Raw genomic sequence first — 17,797 nt, 5'->3', positions numbered from 1 at the left:
TCTGAGAGCCCGCTGAAATCGCTTCTAAGCGGTCCGGGTGGCTTCAACTGCAACAACTGAGGCAGAAGTGGGTTCGCCCGGCAACGGCGTTGCCAGCAGGCGGGCGAGGGCCGCCAAGGTTTCCGCGAGATGGGCGCGCTGCTCGTGTGTGACCTCGCCGCGAGGAAGCGCGAACGCAACTTCGTCCAACTCCCACTGAGCAGTGCGAAGCACGACGGCCAGGCGCGTGTTCTCCGACATGGTCCGAGAGTAGACGACTATGTACGTCTCTGGACATCTCTGGTCGTAGAGGTTCATCCGTACAGGTCAGTGGGTATCCAGGCTGGGAGGCATGTCTTGGAACGACCGGTCCGGCCGCATCGATCACGACGGCCCGACGACCGTTTGGCAGCAAGTTGCCGACGACATCACGGCCGACATCGAGTCAGGCGAGCTGTCGCCGGGCTCCCGCCTGCCGAGCGAGGCCGAACTTGCCGAGCTGTACGGAGTCGCCAGGGGAACGGTGCGGCGCGCGCTGGCCGCGCTGACTGAGTCCGACGTGGTGACTGTGGTGCACGGTCGTGGCACGTTCGTGACAGCCCAGCGCCGAGCATGACACGGGCGAGACCCCTGACGATCAATCGAACGCGAGTTCCGGACTTGCACTGCCGCGTCGGAGGCGAAGCCTGCCGCCAGCCACGCGGCCGATCGCCGCACCCGAAGCGATGCACCCCTCTCATATCGACTGCGCAGGCGACCACGACTAAAAATCCAACGGACCCCACATGTCGAAGTGACGGTCGATGTAGTCAAGAAGATCGTCGTCGTTCTCGGCAACCTCGGTTAGGTCCTCGACGATCTGGCGGTACTGGCTGTGCAAGTTCTGCTTGCTTGTCCGGGCAGCCTGGGCGATTCGACCCCAGCTGGACCCCTCGGCCCTCGCCTGCGCGACCAACATGGCCCGCTCGAACTTCAAAGCGCGTTCCATCCAGTCCAAGGCGACTAGCGCCTTGAGCGGTTCGGAGTAAGACTCCCACCCCATCCGACCATCGGACAGCACGTACTCCATTCCCCGGCGAAGCGCTTTACCGCCTCCCGAAGGACTGAACTCCACCCAGTACTCATCTCCTGGCCCTGACCGGGGCCACGCCACACCGTCGCTCATTCGTCAAGTCTATTTGACGGAAGTCGTCGTCCCCATGTGCGAACCTTTATACCGAAGACGGCGCGGCCGGACTGTTGACAAACAACAGACGGCCCCCGCGCCAACGGGAGCCGCCTTCACGCCTTATCCACGGGTTCGAGTAGCTAAGGGTGCGCGTATGACTGTAGACGTTTCGCAGGCAGATCGTGAACAGGAAGTCAGCCTTCTCTCGGTTCGGATGTTGCTGATCACCGCAGTCGCGATGACTGTCGGCGTGTTGACGGGTCTTGCCGCCGGGGTCCCGGCAGGCATTGGAGTGGCGCCGATCGCCGGGCCGGGTGCCGGCCTCGCGATCGGGGTGCTGACTGGGCTTGCCGCCGCCGTCGCGAGCGGCCTGGCCGCAGCAGGGTCGCTACACAGGTTGGTCGGCCGTGGGTGACCGACAGATCCCAACCTGACTCATGGGGTGGCCTGGGGAGAAATCTGGGAGATGATCTTGCCTCGTAGGCCGAATCACACCTCCGGAGACCAACGGAAACCAATGCGCTGACCTGCGCCGATGCACAACCGCGCAGATAGCGCCGCAGTGTGTTCTTCGTTCGGGTCGAAGAGGTCGTGGGTTCAAATCCCGCCACCCCGACGCAGAAGAGGGCCTTGGCCGGAGTTTCCGGCCAAGGCCCTTTCTCGTTCTCGCCTACGCCGGCCAAGCGGAGCGCCCGGTGATGAGTGCGCGGGCGGCTTCGCGGACGGCGGGCCGGCCGAAGCGCTCGGTCCGCCACATCGTCGACCGCAGGGCGCCGCGTTCGCGGTAGGCGCGCATGATCCGCACGTGATCGGGCATCGCGCGCTGGCGATCCTGTACCACGTCGGGGAGAGCTTCGGCGACAAGAGCCTGGAAAGCGCGGTGCGCTGGGTGCACGAGGCGGCCGAGCTCGGCGTGCACCGGTTGGGCCACGGCATCGCGCTCGGCGTGGAGCCCGCCATGTTCGGCCGCCACATCCGCACCGAATCCGTCGCGGAACGCCGCGACCAGATCGCCTACGGCCTGCGCCATCGCGACGGGCTGCGCGCCGCCGGAGTCCTGGTCGATCCGATTGCGCTGCAAGACGAACAGGACCGGCTCGTCGCGCTGCCCGGCACCGCCACCGTCGACGTCGAGTACGACGGCGCGCGGCTCGCGGAGGTCCGGCGCCGCCAGGACTACGCGATGAGCCGCGTCCGCTCGACCGCGGCGGTGCTCGAAGTGTGCCCGACGTCGAACCGGCGGGTCGCCGGGATCTCGGACCCGGCGCAACACCCGGTGCACCGGTTCCTCGCCGCCGGGTTGCCCGTGGTGATCTCCTCCGACGACCCCGGCATCTTCGACACCACGCTCGACGAGGAGCTCGACTGGGTCTGCGAGCACACCGGAGGCGACGAGGAACTCCGGCGGACGCTCCTCCGGACCGCGTGGCGCAGCCGCGCCGAGGTGCTCACCGGACGGCTTCCTGAATGAGGCGGCCGTTTCCCGCCAGAATCCGCCGCGGGACGCGACGACGATCGAGGTATGACCTTCCGCGTGTTGCCCATCGGGCCTGACGTGCTCGACGAACTCCGCAAGCTCGATGACGCCGGGCGCGAACTTTCCATCCGCATCGAAGACGCGAAGGACGGCGCTCACCTGCGCTGCTGCCTGCGGCGCGCCCAGCCCGGCGAGCGGATCGCGCTCGTCTCCTACGCCCCGCTGCGGCGCTGGGCTCAGGCGACCGGGGCCGATCCGGGCGCTTACGACGAGGTCGGGCCCGTCTTCATCCACGCCGAGTCCTGCGACGGCCCGGCTTCGGCGGAGTGGCCCGAGGAACTGCGCGGCAGCCGACGCGTGCTGCGCGCCTACTCCAAGGACGGCCACATCCTCGGCGGCTGCCTGCTCGACCGGAAAACCCAGCTCTCCGAGCGCACCGCCGAGGACCTCCTGATGGACCCGGAGGTCGCGCTGGTGCACGTGCGGGCGGTGGAGTACGGCTGCTTCTTCTTCGAGGTCCGGCGCTGAGCGCCTGCCTGCTCCGCAGTCGGCCGCTCCATCGGGCAGTATCGGGGCGTGAGCACCTACCCCGAGGCGAAGATCCCAGAGAAGCTGTTCGACGACCCGGAGCGGGAGGCCCGCTGGCGGGCCCGGTTCAGCGCGCCCCGCGTGTCGCTACCCGACTGGGCGCGGGACGCCCCGCAACGCAGCCTGTACGTGTCGAACTTCAGCGGCACCTGGGAGATCTACACCTGGGACCGCGACGCGGACAAGCACCGCCAGGTCACTGACCGTCCACAAGGGACGTTCCACGGGACGTTGTCCGCCGACGGCGAGCAGATCTGGTGGTTCGACGACACCGACGGCGACGAGTTCGGCAGCTGGGTGGTCGAGCCCTTCGCCGCCGGCGAGTCCCGGCCCGCCCTGCCGGGCACGCACCCCGGTTACCCGGCGGGGCTGGAGCTCGGTTCGTCGGTGATCGGCATCGGGATGTCCACCGACGACGGCGTGACGGTGTGGGTGGCGCGCGACGGCGGGCGGCCGGAGGTGCTCTACGAGCACGAGCAGGACGGCGGGCTGTCCGCGATGTCCTGGGACGAGTCGATGGTGGTGATCTCGCACTCCGAGCACGGCGACAGCCGCCACCCCGCGCTGCGGGTGCTGCGCGTCGACGGATCCGAGGTCGCCGAGAAGTGGGACGGTCCGGGCAAGGGCCTGGACGCGCTGGCGTTCGCGCCGGTCACCGGCGACCCGCGGCTGCTGGTGCTGCACGAGCGGCGCGGCAAGGAAGAACTGCTGGTCTGGGACGTCGCCGAGGACACCGAGAGCGAGATCAAGCTCGACCTGCCCGGCGAGGTCTCCGCCGACTGGTACCCGGACGGCAAGGCGCTGCTGATCGCGCACACCCACCACGCGCGGACCACGATGCACCGCTACGACCTGGCTGCGGACACCCTCACCGAGCTGCCGACCCAGCCGGGCACGGTGGCCGGGGCGTCGGTGCGCCCGGACCACTCGGTGGAGTACGTGTGGTCGTCGGCGGCGACGCCGTCGCTGGTGCGCACGGTCTCGCGGGACGGCGACGACCGGGTGCTGCTGACGCCGCCCGGTGAGCGCCCGCCGGGCTCGGAGGCCGTCACCGACGTCTTCGTGGAGGTCCCGTACGGGCCGAACGAGACGGTGCACGCGCTGGTGGCGCGCCCGGCCGATGCCGGCGACGGGCCGCTGCCGACGGTGTTCAACCTGCACGGCGGCCCGCACGCGGCCGACGAGGACCGGTTCTCCGCCTACCGGGCTGCCTGGCTGGACGCCGGGTTCGCGGTCGTGGAGATCAACTACCGGGGCTCGACCGGGTACGGCTCGGCGTGGCGGGACGCCATCGAGGGCCGCCCGGGCCTGACCGAGCTGGCCGACGTCGCGCGGGTGCACGACTGGGCGATCGACGCGGGCCTGACCACGCCGGCGCTGAGCGTCGTCGCGGGCGCGTCGTGGGGCGGCTACCTGACGCTGCTGGCGCTGGGCACGCAGCCGGAGCGGTGGGCGGGCGGCGTCGCCGGGGTGCCGGTGGCCGACTACGTGTCGGCGTACGCCGACGAGATGGAGCCGCTGCGGGCCTACGACCGGGCGCTGTTCGGCGGCTCGCCGGAGGACGTCCCGGAGATCTACGAGAAGGCTTCGCCGATCACCTACGTGGACGAGGTGCGGGCGCCGGTGCTGGTGCTGGCCGGGGACAACGATCCGCGCTGCCCGATCCAGCAGATCCTGAACTACCTGGACCGGCTGGGGCGGCGGGAGATCCCGTTCGAGTTCTACCGCTACGACGCCGGGCACGGTTCGCTGGTGGTGTCGGAGACGCTGCGCCAGGTGGCGGCGGAGATCCACTTCGCCCGCCGCGCCGTCGGCCAGGGCTGACCCCTCCCCCGGCCATCCCACCCCCACTGCTCCCCAGGTCTCGGAGGTCCGCAATTTCAATGGAAATCAGAGGTCCGATTTCCATTGAAATTGCGGAAGTTGTCCACAGCCACCGGGAGTTCTCCACAGGTGTCGGTGTGCCGTGGTCCCGACACACCGATGGTCCCCAGGGTTCCATTGGGGCTGGGGATCCGGTTCCAGCGGATACCTGGGGTGCAGTTTCAATTGAAACTGCACCGGACGGGACTCGGGGTCCGCGGGGTGGGGTGGCCGGTGGGGTTCGTCCGGTGGCGTGGTGCTCGGGTCAGAGTCGTTCGGCCCGGACCACGTCGAGGTTGTGGAAGGTCGGCTCTCCGTCGCAGAGGTCCCTCATCTTGCGGGACAGCGCATCCGTTTCCGGTAGCCGGGAGTTGCGCATCGCCTCTTCGTAGGACGGGAATTCGACGAGTTCGTAGTAGCTGCCCGGGTGCTCGTGGTCCTGGGTGAGCACCGCTCGCTTCGCCGTGCGCTTGCCGCCGGTGGCTTCCTCCCATTCGTCCAGGAGCTCGTCGAGCTGGTCCAACTTGCCGGTCTTGAACTCGATGAGCTGCAGGAAGTTCATGCCGTCCGGCTCGCCGGCCGGGGTCTCGTCCTCCAGCAGTTCCCGGATCTGCTCGCGCAGCTCCGGGGTGTCCTCGTGCCGGTGCACCGTCACCGCGTGTTCGGTGGCGGCGCGCAGCACCTCTTCCTCCTCGCCGCTGATGGTGAGCGAGCAGTTGCTCTCGCTCGGGTACTTGCGGCAGTCCGCTATCTTCCTGACCACGGCGGATCTCCTGGTTTGCGAATCGGATTGCGCAGCCACGCGAGTTCGCGCTCGTACTGCGGGTCCGGGCGGGTGGCGATGCCCTGCACCAGCGGCGCGCGCACGTGCGCGGACGGCCAGTACCAGTCGGCGCGGCGCACCACCAGGCCCGCCCGGTAGAGCTGCGGCATCACCTCGACGTTGAGGCGGCAGCGCCGGCAGCCGCGCAGCATCTCCTGCGCCCGGTCCTGCGCCTGCCCCACGACGCCGGGCGCCCGGGTGTGCTCGAGGAACAGCAGTTGGCCGACCGGCCGCAGCACCCGGCCGATCTCGCTCAGCGCCGACTGCGGTTTCTCCGTGCTGCACAAGGCGAACCGGCAGACCACCACGTCGAAGGCGTCGTCCGGGAACGGCAGGTCCGCCGGATCGCCGTCGACGAACTCGGGGTCCAGGTCCGGGCGCTCGCCGCGCAGTTCCGGTTTGGCGCCGAGCATCGCGAGGTAGCAGATGTGGCGGTAGGCCAGCAGGTCTTCGAGGAGGAACGCGCCGATGTCCAGCACCCGTCCGGCGGCCCGCTTCCCGGTCAGCACCCGGAACCGCTCGATCATCTCGATCGGCGGTGCCACCCCGGCCCGCTTGTAGTGGCACACGGTGGCGGAGCGGACGGCGTCGCCCGACGTCATGTCCGCAGCATGAGCACTCGCGGGGACAGATCGCCAGGGGCTTCCGGCCCGTGGTCGCTGGTCCGATCCGGTTGCACCTCTGGCCTCAGAGTGCTCGAAATTGCAAGAATCTAGGCAGTTTCGCGCAACATCGAAAAAAGGGGTGGCGATGGGAAGCGTCAACCGGCGGGGATTCCTCGGCTCGATCGCGCTCGGCGGCCTCGCCCTCGGCATGGTGGGCACCAACCAGGTCGTCGCGCAGGCCCAGCAGCGGTCCGGGCTGACCGTCCGCGGCGACGAATTCCTGCTCGACGGTGAGCCGTTCCGGATCATGGCCGGCGAGATGCACTACTTCCGCACCCATCCCGACCACTGGCGCGACCGGCTGGCCCGGATGCGCGCGCTCGGGCTCAACAGCGTCGACACGTACGTGGCCTGGAACTTCCACGAGCCGCGGCGCGGCGCGATCGACTTCACCGGCTGGCGCGACATCGTCCGGTTCGTCGAGACGGCCGCCGAGGTCGGGCTGAAGGTCGTCGTCCGGCCCGGCCCGTACATCTGCGCGGAGTGGGACTTCGGCGGGCTGCCCGCCTGGCTGCTGGCCGACCCGGACCTGCCGCTGCGCTGCGACGAGCCGGCCTACCGCGACCTGGTCGACGAGTGGTTCGGCGAGCTGCTGCCGCGGCTGGCGCCGCTGCAGGCGACGCGCGGCGGCCCGGTGATCGCGTTCCAGGTGGAGAACGAGTACGGCAGCTACGGCAACGACCGGGCGCACCTGGACCACCTGCGGAGCACCATGCGCGGCAACGGGATCGACAGCCTGCTGTTCTGCTCGAACGGGCCGTCGGAGTGGATGCTGCGCGGCGGGAACCTGCCGGACGAGCTGGCGACGGTGAACTTCAGCGGCGATCCGACGGAACCCTTCGCCGCGCTGCGCCGGTACCAGCCGGAAGGGCCGTTGTGGTGCACGGAGTTCTGGGACGGCTGGTTCGACCAGTGGGGCAAGCCGCACCACACCACCGACCCGGTCGAGACGGCCGCGGACGTCGAGAAGATGCTGGCCGCCGGGGCATCCGTGTCGCTCTACATGGCGGTCGGCAGCACGAACTTCGGTTGGTGGGCGGGCGCGAACTTCGACGACGAGAACGGCACGTACCAGTCCACGATCACCAGTTACGACTACGACGCGCCGATCGGCGAGGCCGGCGAGCTGACCGCGAAGTTCCACCGGATCCGCGAGGTCATCGCACGCCACGAACCGGTCCCGGACGAGCCGTTGCCCGCGCCGCCACCGCGGCTACCGGCGCAGCGCGTGCGACCGAACGCGGCGGTCGGGCTGCTGGAGTCCCTCGACGCGCTCAGCAAGCCGGTCCACCGGTCCGCGCCGGTGCACATGGAGGCGCTGGGCCAGCCGTACGGGTTGATCCACTACCGGACGCGCGTGCAGGGCCCGCGCGAGACGGCCGGGCTCCGGGTGCGCGGGCTGGCCGACCGGGCGCTGGTCTTCGCCGACGGCGCGCCGCTCGGCACGCTCGACCGCAACGATCCGAAGGGTTCTGTGGAGGTGCCGGTACCGCGCGAGTCGGTGCAGCTGGATCTGCTCGTCGACACCGGGGGCCGGGTCAACTACGGGCATCGGCTCAACGATCCCAAGGGCATCACCGACCGCGTCCTGCACGGCTCGCAGGCGCTGTTCGGCTGGGAGATCCGGCCGCTACCGCTGGACGACCTGTCCGGCCTGCGGTTCCGGCCCGGCACCGCGAGCGGTCCCGCTTTCCACCGCGCGACGCTGCGGATCGGCGAGCCCGCCGATGGTTTCCTGGCGCTGCCCGGCTGGGAGAAGGGCATGGTGTGGCTGAACGGTTTCCTGCTCGGCCGCTACTGGTCGATCGGCCCGCAGCGCACGCTCTACGCCCCGAGTCCACTGTGGAGGGCCGGGGAGAACGAGCTCGTCGTGCTGGAGCTGCACCAGCCCGGCGGCTCGATCGAACTCCGCCCGGAACCCGACCTGGGCTGATCAGCCGGGGCCGCCGGGGCCGTGAGTGCTTTGGGGCGCCATAGCACCCCAAAACGCTCACGGCTGTGCTCGTGCGGGCCGTTCCTGCATCAGTCGGGGCGTTGCCCGGGGAGCACCTCGCCGCGCAGGATCCAGGCGTCGCCGCGGCGGATCCAGTGCAGCGGCTCCGGTTGCGGCGGCCAGGCCAGCAGGTAGCGGTCGTACAGGTCGTTCATCGTCCGCACGTGCTCGGCCACCGCGCGCAGCCATGTTCGGGTCCGCATGGCCGTCACCCCAATTCGAGGTCGTACCTCAGCTCTTCGAGCCGGTGACCCCACTGCCGGACGGGATTTCGTTCGGTGCAGCGGAATCCCGCATCCAGGTACAGCCGGGCGGCCGATTCCAGCGAGCCGACCGTCCACAGCTTCACGTGCTCGAAGCCCTGGTCGCGCGCGTGATCGAGCAGGGCGTGCAACAACTTCCGGCCGACCCCGGCGCCGCGCGCGGCCGGTGCGACCAAGAACCAGCGGAGCTGCGCGACGCCGTCGCCTTCGTCGGTCAGCGCGACCGTGCCGACGACCTCGCCGTCGCGCTCGGCGACCCACAGACGGCCGGGTTCGGCGCCCGCCTCGTCCCGGGCATCGCCCAGGGCGGCGGCGAAGGCGGCGAGCCCGTGCGCGACGTGCGCCTCGAAACGTTCATCGAAGCCGTGCTCGCGCGCGTAGAGCTCGCCGTGCATGGCGAGCACGGTGCCCAGATCACCTGGGCGCGGGCCGATCCGGATGGTGATGTCGGGCATGCGGAGCTCCAGCCGAGTGAAACAATCGTTTCAGTCGTAGGCTAGCAGCCTGACCAGGAACGGAACAGAGGGCGAAGATGACCCAGCAGGACGACGGCCGCCGCGGCGAACTGCTCGCGAAGCTCCTGGACTACTCCGCGACGCACGGGCTCTCCGAGGTGTCGCTGCGGCCGCTGGCGGCGGCGGTCGGCTCCAGTCCGCGGATGCTGCTGTACTTCTTCGGCTCCAAAGAAGAACTGGTGCGGGAAGTCCACCGGCACGCCCGCGACGTCCAGCTCCGGCTCCTCGCCGACACCATCGGCGACTGCGCGGACCGGGCCGAGGTGCTACGCGCCCTGTGGCGGTGGCTCAGCGATCCGGCGCACCACAACATCATCCGGTTCTTCTTCGAGAGCTATGCCCGCTCGCTGCACGCCCACGGCGGCGCGTGGGACGGCTTCGGCGAGGCGAGCGTCCGCGAGTGGCTGCCGCGGCTCCGCCAGGCATTCGGCGGCTCCGATACCGAGGCGACGCTGGCGCTCGCGGCGCTGCGCGGCCTGCTGCTCGACCTGCTCGCCACCGGCGACACCGACCGCGTCGAGGCCGCTTTCGAGGATCTGCTGCGCGCGCTCTGAGCGCCCGGATTGTGAGATGGCCGGAGCCTCGGAATACCTCGTTCCGCCAGGGCGTCAGAGCTGGCCGTGAGCCATCTCTTCGAACCGATCAAGCTTCGCGACGTCGTCGTCCGCAACCGCGTGTGGGTCGCGCCGATGTGCCAGTACTCGGCCGTCGACGGCCTGCCCGACGACTGGCACCTGGTGCACCTCGGCCAGTTCGCCACCGGCGGGGCCGGGCTGATCATCACCGAGGCGACCGCGGTGGTCCCGGAAGGCCGGATCAGCCCGCAGGACACCGGGCTGTGGAACGACGACCAGGTCGCGGCGTGGCGGCGGATCAACGACTTCCTGCACGCGCAGGGCGCGGCGACCGGTGTGCAGCTCGCGCACGCCGGGCGCAAGGCGTCCACGACCCCGCCGTGGGAGGGCAGCAATGCGGTGCCGGCGTCCGAAGGCGGCTGGGAGACGGTCAGCTCGACCGGCAACGCCTTCGGCAACCTGCCCGCGCCGCGCGCGCTGACCGAGGCCGAGATCGCCGAGCTGCCCGAGCAGTTCGCCGCGGCCGCGCGCCGGGCCGAAGCGGCGGGATTCGACGTGATCGAGCTGCACTTCGCGCACGGCTACCTGGCGCACCAGTTCTACTCGCCGCTGGTCAACGACCGGACCGACCGCTACGGCGGCGACTTCGAGAACCGGGTGCGGGTGCTGCTGGAGATCACCGAAGCGGTGCGCGCGGCCTGGCCCGCGGACCGGCCGCTGCTCGCCCGCCTCTCGGCGACCGACTGGGTCGAGGGCGGCTGGACCGGCGAGGACTCGGTCCGGCTGGCCGGGCTGCTGGCGGAGCGCGGGGTGGACCTCGTCGACACGTCGACCGGCGGCGCGGTGCCGAAGGCGGACATCCCGATCGGCGCCGGCTACCAGGTGCGATTCGCCCGGCAGATCCGCGCGGAGGCGAACGTCCCGACGGCGGCGGTCGGCCTGATCACCTCGCCGGAGCAGGCGGAGGAGATCGTCTCGTCGGGATCGGCGGACGCGGTCCTGCTCGGCCGCGAGCTCCTGCGCGACCCGCACTGGCCGCTGCGCGCGGCCGACGCGCTGCACGCGGACAACATCTGGCCGAAGCAGTACGAACGAGCCCGCCGGATCTGACCCGTCGCGGAAGAACCGGCGACCGGGTGCGGGTCGGGGACGTGTCGCGCCCGGTCACCGGGGTGGACCGGTGGGGAGATCACCGCACCGGCCCCTGCTCGGGAGGCTTGGCCCGTGCGTGTTTTGTGTCGCTATAGCAGCACAAAACACGCACGGGCCGTTACGCGCGCAGGTGGCGGTCACTCCGCGGCTATCGCCTTCAGGACGTCGGTCCTGGCCGCTCTGCGGGCGGGCCACATCGCCGCCAGCACCGCGCAGATCGCGATGGCCACCAGGGACGCCGCGATGACTTCGGTCGGCATCGTGAAGTCCCCCAGGCGCTGGCCGAACATCGCGTGCTGCATCACCGCCCCCACCGGCACGCCCACCAGCACCCCGAGCAGCGCGCCGAAGATCGACACCACCGTGCTCTCCACCCGGATCGTCCGGCGCACCAGCAGCCGCGTGGCGCCCACCGCGCGGAACACGCCGATCTCGCGGGTGCGCTCCGCGACCGAGAGCATCAGCGTGTTCACGACGCCGAACAGCGCGATGACGATCGCGACGCCGAACATGGCGTACATCAGGGCGAAGGCGAACGCCTGCTGGTCGACGCCGTCCTGGACCATCGACTCGCGGTCGCCGATGGTCACGTCCGGCCGGTCGCGGAAGGCGTTCTCGATGCTCTGCCGCGCGGCGGCGGGGTCTGGCCCGGAGGCGTACACCGTCGTGACCTGCTTGCGCAGGGATTCGGGCGCCAGGCCGACGTCCAGGAAGAGGCTGGCGCCCAGTTCCGTCGCGTCGTAGACGCCCACCACGCGCTGCGTGACCGAGGTCTTGGCATCCAGTTCCAGGGTGACCTCGTCGTTCATCCGCAGGCCCAGCATGTCGGCCTGGTTCTGCGAAACGACCACGCCGCGCGAGAGATCCGCGCTGCCCGCGGTCAGCTTCGGCGTGAGCACGGTGCCCAGGGCCGCGGGTTCGATCGCGGAGATCCGCCGCACCGTCTCGCCTCCCGGGTACGCGAGCTCGATGAGCACGTCGCGGCTCCCCGCCACCTCGGTGACGCCCGGCAGGCCGATGGCTTTGCGCAGCTCGGCCGGGGTGAGCGCGGATTCGCCGCCGGCGGCGGACTGCAGGACCGTCGTCCGGTCCGGCAGGTTCGCGCGGGTCGTCGAGGCGATCAGCGCGGCGAACGTCGAACTGATCGTGGCGAACGAGCACACCAGGGCCAATCCGATGGTGATCGCCGTCGCCGTGCCCGCGGTGCGCCGCGGATCGCCCGCCGCGTTGCGCAGCCCGAGCCGCACGGCCGGCCCCGATCTCGCGAAGGTCCGCGCGAGCGGGCGCAGCACCAGCTCGGCGAGCTGCGGCGCGAGCACGATCACCCCGATCACGCCGACGACCGCGCCCACCAGCGCGATGATCCGCGCGGCGTTCGACGAGCTGGGATCCGCCGTGGCGGCGATCAGCCCGGCGGCGATGAGGAGGCAGCCGAGGCCGAGGAAGTTCCTGCTGCGCTTGACTCCTCGCGGCACGACCGCGTCCATGCGCAGTGCGGCGACGGGCGGCACGGCGGCCGCGCGCCGCGCGGAGCCGTTGGCGGCCAGCACCGTCACCAGCACTGCGACGGCGTAGCCGAGCAGGACTGCGTACGGAGTGACGGTGAACGCGACCTCGTCGTCCGGGCGCAGCGCCGAGAGCAGCAGCGGGGCGATCGCCACCCCGGCCAGCGTGCCGATCGTGCCGCCCGCCACGCCGAGCGCCGCGGCTTCGGCGGCGATCCCCACCCTGACCTGCCGCTTCCGGGCGCCGACGGCGCGCAGCAGCGCGAACTGGCGGGTCCGCTGGGTCACCAGCACCGCGAAGGTGTTGGCGATGACGAACATGCCGACCAGCAGCACGACCGCCGCGAACGGCAGCATCGTCATCCGGAGGTCCTGCACGTCGGAGGCCGACTGCTCGGCGAGCGCGCCGGCCAGGGCGCGGCCGGTCGTCACGTGGTGGTCGTCGGGGACCAGCGCGCGCACGGCGTCCGCGATCGCTCCGGGATCCGCGCCGGTCAGCTCGATCCGGTGGAAGCGGTCGCCGAGCAGGCCCGCCGCGGTCGCCGACTCGTAGGCCACGACCGGCACCGCATCCGAGGGACCATTGGAGTCCACTATGGACTCCGGTCCCAGCTGGCGGTAGCCGAACAGCGCGGTCACCGTGGCCTCGTCGACCTTCCCCTCGGCCAGCAGGATCCGCGCGGTATCGCCCACGGCGAGCCCGGCGGTCCGCGCATCCGACGCGTTCAGCGCGACCTGCCCCGGCCCGGCGGGCGGGCTGCCCGCAACCAGTTCGAAGCGCTCGTCGCCGCTCCAGTTCGTGGCCGCCCGGTCCAGGACCGTGCCGGTCTGGACGAGCTTGCCGTCGCGGCCGACGATCCCCGCCCGGCCGACGATCACGCCCTCGGCCCGCGCCACCCCGGGCACCGCGGCCAGCCGGTCCCGGTCCGCGGGCGCGAGCACCGGCTCCTTGCCGGGGCTTTGCACGGAAACGCCGACGTCGTGGCGGATTTCGCGGGCGGCGAGGGTGGCCGCGATGGAATCGGTGACCACCCAGCTCCCGACCGTCGCGGCCACGCCGAGCGCGATGGCGAACAGCGTCATCGCCAACCGCGCCCGGTGCGCGAGCAGGTCGCGCAGCATGGTCCTCAGCATCGGGATGCGGTCCTCTCCATCGACTTCATGCGCTCCAGCACGCTGTCGGACGTCGGCGCGGAGATCTCATCCACGATCCGGCCGTCCTTGAGGAACAGCACGCGGTCGGCGTGCGCGGCGACGCTCGGCTCGTGGGTCACCAGCACGACGGCCTGCCCGAGCTCGTCGACGCTGCGGCGCAGGAAGCCGAGCAGCTCCTCGGCGGTCGCGGAATCCAGGGCGCCGGTCGGCTCGTCGGCGAAGACCACCTCGGGCCGGGTCACCAGGGCCCGCGCGCAGGCCACCCGCTGCTGCTGGCCGCCGGAGAGCTGGCTGGGCCGGTGGTGCAGCCGGTCCTGCAGGTCGACCGCCTCGACGACCTTCCGCAGCACGTCCCGGTCTGGCTTGCGGCCGGCCAGGTCGAACGGCAGCGTGATGTTCTCCAGCGCGGTGAGCGCGGGCAGCAGGTTGTAGGCCTGGAAGACGAATCCCACGCGGTCCCGGCGGAGCCTGGTCAGCTCGTCGTCGCGCAGGCCGGTGAGTTCGGTGTCGCCGATCCACACCCGGCCCTCGTCGGGCTCGTCCAGGCCCGCGACGCAGTGCAGCAGGGTCGACTTGCCGGAGCCGGACGGCCCCATGATCGCGGTGAGCTCGCCGTGCCGGAACGCCACGTCGACGCCCGCGAGCGCAGTCACCCGGGAACCTCCCGCGCCGTAGTGCTTCGCCAGGCCCGTTGCCCGAACGGCCGATTTCGATGTCATGGCACGGAATCGTGCGCGCTGAGGCCGCTCCGGCACGTCACCGGAAAGGCCACGGCCAGCGCTAACTTTGGTTACACCGGGCCTCAACTTCGGTGGGACGCCGGAGCGGGCCGGCCCGGCTACGGTCGTGGCGTGGCGAAGCGCATGCAGGTGGTGCTGCTGGCGGCGGTGGTCGCGGCGGGGACGTTCGTGCCGGTCAGCGGCGGGCCGATCCCGTACCAGCTGGCGGTTTCCGGCGCGCCGCCGATCTTCGGCGGCCTGCTGTCCGCCGTGCTGGCGGCCGCATCGGTGATCTGCGTTCTGCTGCTGCCGCGCAAGCCCTGGCCGACGATCGTGGCCGGGCTGGTGGCCTGGCTGCTGATCTCGGCCTGGGTGCCGCTGTGCGTCAGCTCGTACCTGGCCGCCCGCACGATCCGCGAACAGCGACGGCTGATCGGTTGCTTCGCGGTGGCGAGCGCGGCGGTGCTCCTGCCGACCACCATCGGCCTGGCTTTCGGCCGAGCGGGCCTGGCGTTGGACGACATGTTGGCCGCGCTCGGCGGCGTCGGCTTGTTCGTCGCGCTGCCGTTCGTGCTCGGCCTGTGGAGCCGCTCCCGCCACGACGTGCTGGACGGCCTCCGCGAACGCAGCGCGCAGCTGGAGCGCGAGCAGGCCGCCCGCGCGGAGCAGGCGCGGATGCAGGAGCGGGCGCGGATCGCCCGAGACATGCACGACGTGGTCGCCCACCGGGTGTCGCTGATGGTGCTGCACGCGGGCGCGCTGGAGGTCAACGCCGTGGACCCGGGCACCGCCGCGACCGCGGAGCTCATCCGCACCACCGGCCGGGAAGCCTTGGCGCAGCTCAGGGATTCCATCGGCGTCCTCAAGAGCGCGACCTCGGACACCCGCCTCGGGCCGCAGCCGACGCTGGTGGACCTCGACGGCCTGCTCGACCGGTCCCGGGAAGCCGGCATCCCGGTGCACCGGCACGACGAAGGGGCACCGCAGCCGCTGCCCACCCTGGTGGAGCAGGCCGCGTACCGCGTCGTGCAGGAGGCGCTCACCAACGTCCACAAGCACGCCGGAACGGCTCGCACCGACGTCGAATTGCGTTACCTGGACTCGGTTCTGGAGGTCGACGTGATCAACGAAGCACCGCGGGAGCCGGTCGAGCCGCTGCCCGGCAGCGGCATGGGGCTCGTCGGCCTGCGCGAACGCGTCGAGCTGCTCGACGGCTCGTTCGCGGCCGAACCGCGCGCCGACGGCGGGTTCGCGGTGTCCGTCCGGTTCCCGCTGGAGGAGCGCGCGTGATCCGGGTCCTGGTGGTCGACGACGAGGCGCTGGTCCGGGCCGGGCTGCGGATGATCCTGGAACCGGCGGCGGACATCGAGGTGGTCGGCGAGGCGGGCGACGGCGGCGAAGCGATCACCGCCGTCGCGAAGCACCGGCCGGACGTGGTGCTGATGGACGTCCGCATGCCGGGCGTGGACGGGCTGACCGCGCTGCGGGAGCTGCGGCGTTCCCCCGCCCCGCCCCGGGTGATCATGCTGACGACGTTCGACCTGGACGACTACGTGCACACCGCGCTGCGCAACGGCGCGGCGGGATTCCTGCTCAAGGACACGTCGCCGCGCGATCTGGCCAACGCCGTCCGGATCATCGCCGAAGGCAGCGCCATGCTCACCCCCAGCATCACCAAGCGACTGCTCGACACCTTCGCGGAGCTGGAGTCGCCTGCGGCAGCGGAGGCGCGGCAGCGGCTGGCGGCGCTGACCGAGCGGGAGGGCGCCGTGGTGCGCGCGGTGGCCAGGGGCCTGTCGAACGCCGAGGTCGGGGCCGAGCTGGCGATGAGCGAGGGGACGGTGAAGGTGCACGTCAGCCGGGCGCTGGCGAAGCTGAACCTGTCGAACCGGGTCCAGCTCGCGCTCCTGGTCCGCGACGCGGGCCGCTGAACTCCCCGTTCCGGCCGCAGAAAGCCCGTGCGCACTTTGCGCCGCTCTCGCGGCACAACGTACGTACGCACGGGCTCTGAACTGCGAAGATGCGGCTATTCGGCGAGTTGGGCCTGCCACATCCAGTGCGACTTCTCCAGTTCCCGGGCGATGCCGATCAGCAGGTCCTGGGTGACGAGGTCGGTCTTGTCGGTCTCGTCGATGCGGGCCCGCAGCCGGCGGATCAGCTCCGCCAGCGCGGCCACGATCGCCGCGACCACCTCGCGGTCGCTGCGCCAGTCCGAGTCGAACTTCGGCACGCCGGAGCCGTCGGCGACGGTCGCGGCACGCCCGTCGGGCGAGACGCCGATGGCGGCGGCGCGCTCGGCGACGTCGTCGGCGAAGCCGCGCGCGGTGGTGACCAGTTCGTCCAGGTGGAGGTGCACGTCGTGGAACAACCTGCCGACGACGTTCCAGTGCGCCTGCTTCGCCACCAGGTGCAGGTCGATGAGGTCCAGCAGGGTGCCTTGCAGCACCTTGCCGGTGATCTCCCGGTCCTGGTCGGCCAGCGGGCTGGAGATCGGGGCCTTCTTGACGGTCTTCTGGGCCATGAGCTGGGCTACCTCCTCGAACGCGAGCAGACCCTTCGAGGGTCCTGCCTCGGCGGTGCCCTCGCACTTCGAAGCGGTGTGACCTGCCGTGAGATCAGTCCCCACCCCAGTTTCAATTGAAACTGGGGTTCATCAGTTTCAATTGAAACTGATGACCTCCGCGCCTGGCGGAGCGTGGTGCGGGCGGCCGGGAGCAGGGGTCAGGTGCGGTTGGCGAAGTCGACGACCTGGTGGCCGATGGTGCGCAGGACGTTCGCCACCTTCTCGTCGGCGCACTCGCCGCCGGCCTCGAACTGGGTTTCGGCCGAGTTCACCGCGCCGCCCAGCGGCGTCGGCCAGCCGCGCAGGGCGTGCACCACCGAGCGGAGCGCCTGCAGCGTCGTCACCGTCGCCTGCCAGCCGTAGGCGATGCCGATGCAGCCCACCGCCCGGCCGTCCAGGTAGGGGCGCTCGTCGCCGCGCAGGTCCTCGGCGTAGTCCAGGGCGTTCTTGATCAGCCCGGAGATCGTGCCGTGGTAGCCGGGCGAGGCGAGGATGACGCCGTCCGCCGAGCGCAGGGCGTCGACCAGCTCCAGCGCGTTGTCGGTGCGCTCGGTCAGGTGCGGGTCGTAGAACGGCATCGCCAGGCTGCTGCCGGTGATCGCGTGGACCTTGGCCCCGGCCTCTCGAGCCCCGGCGAGCGCCGCGTGCAGCACCCGCTCGGATTGCGAGTCCGGTCGCACCGATCCGCCGATTCCCACCACGGTCACCGTCATGCGTTCGATCCTTTCACCCGCTGCCCGCGTCTGTCCCCCCTCCTGCGGGGCTGTCCGCCACGCTAGAACTTCGAGCGCGCT

21 protein-coding genes are annotated in these 17,797 nt (G+C 71.0%); 10 read left to right on the top strand and 11 right to left on the bottom strand.

Annotated elements, in window-relative coordinates:
• Positions 1-24: 24 nt before the first annotated feature.
• Positions 25-240 carry a hypothetical protein gene (locus tag ACWEV3_RS10930; RefSeq protein WP_452613662.1) on the bottom strand — a complete coding sequence of 72 codons (216 nt, stop codon included), beginning with the start codon at positions 238-240 and terminating at the stop codon, positions 25-27.
• 91 nt (positions 241-331) lie between these two features.
• Here ACWEV3_RS10930 and ACWEV3_RS10925 point away from each other — a divergent pair, with 91 nt between their 5' ends.
• Positions 332-595 carry a GntR family transcriptional regulator gene (locus tag ACWEV3_RS10925; RefSeq protein WP_452613661.1) on the top strand — a complete coding sequence of 88 codons (264 nt, stop codon included), beginning with the start codon at positions 332-334 and terminating at the stop codon, positions 593-595.
• A gap of 147 nt (positions 596-742) precedes the next feature.
• On the opposite strand, the gene ACWEV3_RS10920 is transcribed toward ACWEV3_RS10925, so the two are convergent.
• Positions 743-1,144, bottom strand: a complete 402-nt coding sequence (locus tag ACWEV3_RS10920) for a hypothetical protein (RefSeq protein WP_452613660.1) — start codon at positions 1,142-1,144, stop codon at positions 743-745.
• Positions 1,145-1,301: 157 nt separating this feature from the next.
• On the opposite strand from ACWEV3_RS10920, the gene ACWEV3_RS10915 reads away from it, so the two are divergent.
• Positions 1,302-1,562: a hypothetical protein gene (locus ACWEV3_RS10915; protein ID WP_452613659.1), complete on the top strand. Its 261-nt coding sequence runs from the start codon at positions 1,302-1,304 to the stop codon at positions 1,560-1,562.
• 255 nt (positions 1,563-1,817) lie between these two features.
• Here the strand turns inward: ACWEV3_RS10915 and ACWEV3_RS10910 are convergent, their stop codons facing one another.
• Positions 1,818-1,964: a hypothetical protein gene (locus ACWEV3_RS10910; RefSeq protein ID WP_452613658.1), complete on the bottom strand. Its 147-nt coding sequence runs from the start codon at positions 1,962-1,964 to the stop codon at positions 1,818-1,820.
• Between ACWEV3_RS10910 and ACWEV3_RS10905 the strand changes: the two genes are divergently transcribed.
• From ACWEV3_RS10905 to ACWEV3_RS10895, 3 genes are read left to right on the top strand one after another with little or no spacing between them, the layout of a single operon-like run.
• Positions 1,953-2,618, top strand: a complete 666-nt coding sequence (locus ACWEV3_RS10905; RefSeq protein WP_452613657.1) for a hypothetical protein — start codon at positions 1,953-1,955, stop codon at positions 2,616-2,618. The two genes, ACWEV3_RS10910 and ACWEV3_RS10905, sit on opposite strands and share 12 nt — an antisense overlap.
• A 51-nt stretch (positions 2,619-2,669) precedes the next feature.
• Entirely contained in the window at positions 2,670-3,152 is a 483-nt protein-coding gene (locus tag ACWEV3_RS10900) for a DUF1203 domain-containing protein (protein WP_452613656.1), read from the top strand.
• Positions 3,153-3,200: 48 nt separating this feature from the next.
• Entirely contained in the window at positions 3,201-5,036 is a 1,836-nt protein-coding gene (locus tag ACWEV3_RS10895) for a S9 family peptidase (protein WP_358567502.1), read from the top strand.
• A gap of 304 nt (positions 5,037-5,340) precedes the next feature.
• Here ACWEV3_RS10895 and ACWEV3_RS10890 read toward each other — a convergent pair whose 3' ends face one another.
• Positions 5,341-5,838, bottom strand: a complete 498-nt coding sequence (locus ACWEV3_RS10890; protein WP_452613655.1) for a DUF1059 domain-containing protein — start codon at positions 5,836-5,838, stop codon at positions 5,341-5,343.
• Positions 5,823-6,500 carry a class I SAM-dependent methyltransferase gene (locus ACWEV3_RS10885; protein WP_452613654.1) on the bottom strand — a complete coding sequence of 226 codons (678 nt, stop codon included), beginning with the start codon at positions 6,498-6,500 and terminating at the stop codon, positions 5,823-5,825. Before ACWEV3_RS10885 ends, ACWEV3_RS10890 begins: the two co-directional genes overlap by 16 nt.
• Before the next feature lie 148 nt (positions 6,501-6,648).
• Between ACWEV3_RS10885 and ACWEV3_RS10880 the strand changes: the two genes are divergently transcribed.
• Positions 6,649-8,496, top strand: coding sequence for a glycoside hydrolase family 35 protein (locus ACWEV3_RS10880; RefSeq protein ID WP_452613653.1), 1,848 nt, complete (start codon positions 6,649-6,651; stop codon positions 8,494-8,496).
• An 89-nt stretch (positions 8,497-8,585) separates the two neighbouring features.
• Here the strand turns inward: ACWEV3_RS10880 and ACWEV3_RS10875 are convergent, their stop codons facing one another.
• Positions 8,586-8,759: a hypothetical protein gene (locus ACWEV3_RS10875; protein ID WP_397530132.1), complete on the bottom strand. Its 174-nt coding sequence runs from the start codon at positions 8,757-8,759 to the stop codon at positions 8,586-8,588.
• A 5-nt stretch (positions 8,760-8,764) separates the two neighbouring features.
• A complete protein-coding gene (locus ACWEV3_RS10870; RefSeq protein ID WP_452613652.1) occupies positions 8,765-9,274 on the bottom strand; it encodes a GNAT family N-acetyltransferase in 510 nt (169 codons plus the stop codon).
• Between the two features lie 77 nt (positions 9,275-9,351).
• Here ACWEV3_RS10870 and ACWEV3_RS10865 point away from each other — a divergent pair, with 77 nt between their 5' ends.
• Together ACWEV3_RS10865 and ACWEV3_RS10860 are read left to right on the top strand one after the other, a co-directional pair.
• Positions 9,352-9,888, top strand: coding sequence for a TetR/AcrR family transcriptional regulator (locus ACWEV3_RS10865; protein WP_452613651.1), 537 nt, complete (start codon positions 9,352-9,354; stop codon positions 9,886-9,888).
• Between the two features lie 66 nt (positions 9,889-9,954).
• Positions 9,955-11,019: an NADH:flavin oxidoreductase/NADH oxidase gene (locus tag ACWEV3_RS10860; protein ID WP_452613650.1), complete on the top strand. Its 1,065-nt coding sequence runs from the start codon at positions 9,955-9,957 to the stop codon at positions 11,017-11,019.
• 179 nt (positions 11,020-11,198) lie between these two features.
• Here ACWEV3_RS10860 and ACWEV3_RS10855 read toward each other — a convergent pair whose 3' ends face one another.
• Positions 11,199-13,700, bottom strand: a complete 2,502-nt coding sequence (locus tag ACWEV3_RS10855; protein WP_452613649.1) for an ABC transporter permease — start codon at positions 13,698-13,700, stop codon at positions 11,199-11,201.
• Positions 13,694-14,440, bottom strand: coding sequence for an ABC transporter ATP-binding protein (locus ACWEV3_RS10850; protein ID WP_452613648.1), 747 nt, complete (start codon positions 14,438-14,440; stop codon positions 13,694-13,696). Before ACWEV3_RS10850 ends, ACWEV3_RS10855 begins: the two co-directional genes overlap by 7 nt.
• 132 nt (positions 14,441-14,572) lie before the next feature.
• Here ACWEV3_RS10850 and ACWEV3_RS10845 point away from each other — a divergent pair, with 132 nt between their 5' ends.
• Together ACWEV3_RS10845 and ACWEV3_RS10840 are read left to right on the top strand one after the other, a co-directional pair.
• A complete protein-coding gene (locus tag ACWEV3_RS10845) occupies positions 14,573-15,730 on the top strand; it encodes a sensor histidine kinase (RefSeq protein ID WP_452613647.1) in 1,158 nt (385 codons plus the stop codon).
• Positions 15,727-16,371, top strand: coding sequence for a response regulator (locus ACWEV3_RS10840; protein WP_132491774.1), 645 nt, complete (start codon positions 15,727-15,729; stop codon positions 16,369-16,371). Before ACWEV3_RS10845 ends, ACWEV3_RS10840 begins: the two co-directional genes overlap by 4 nt.
• A gap of 95 nt (positions 16,372-16,466) precedes the next feature.
• Here ACWEV3_RS10840 and ACWEV3_RS10835 read toward each other — a convergent pair whose 3' ends face one another.
• Both ACWEV3_RS10835 and ACWEV3_RS10830 read right to left on the bottom strand, forming a co-directional pair.
• A complete protein-coding gene (locus ACWEV3_RS10835; RefSeq protein WP_358498845.1) occupies positions 16,467-16,961 on the bottom strand; it encodes a Dps family protein in 495 nt (164 codons plus the stop codon).
• Between the two features lie 200 nt (positions 16,962-17,161).
• A complete protein-coding gene (locus tag ACWEV3_RS10830) occupies positions 17,162-17,716 on the bottom strand; it encodes an NADPH-dependent FMN reductase (protein WP_452613646.1) in 555 nt (184 codons plus the stop codon).
• Positions 17,717-17,797 lie beyond the last annotated feature (81 nt).

This window comes from Saccharopolyspora sp. NPDC003752, assembly GCF_053605825.1.
This window is presented reverse-complemented; position numbering and strand designations above follow the sequence as displayed.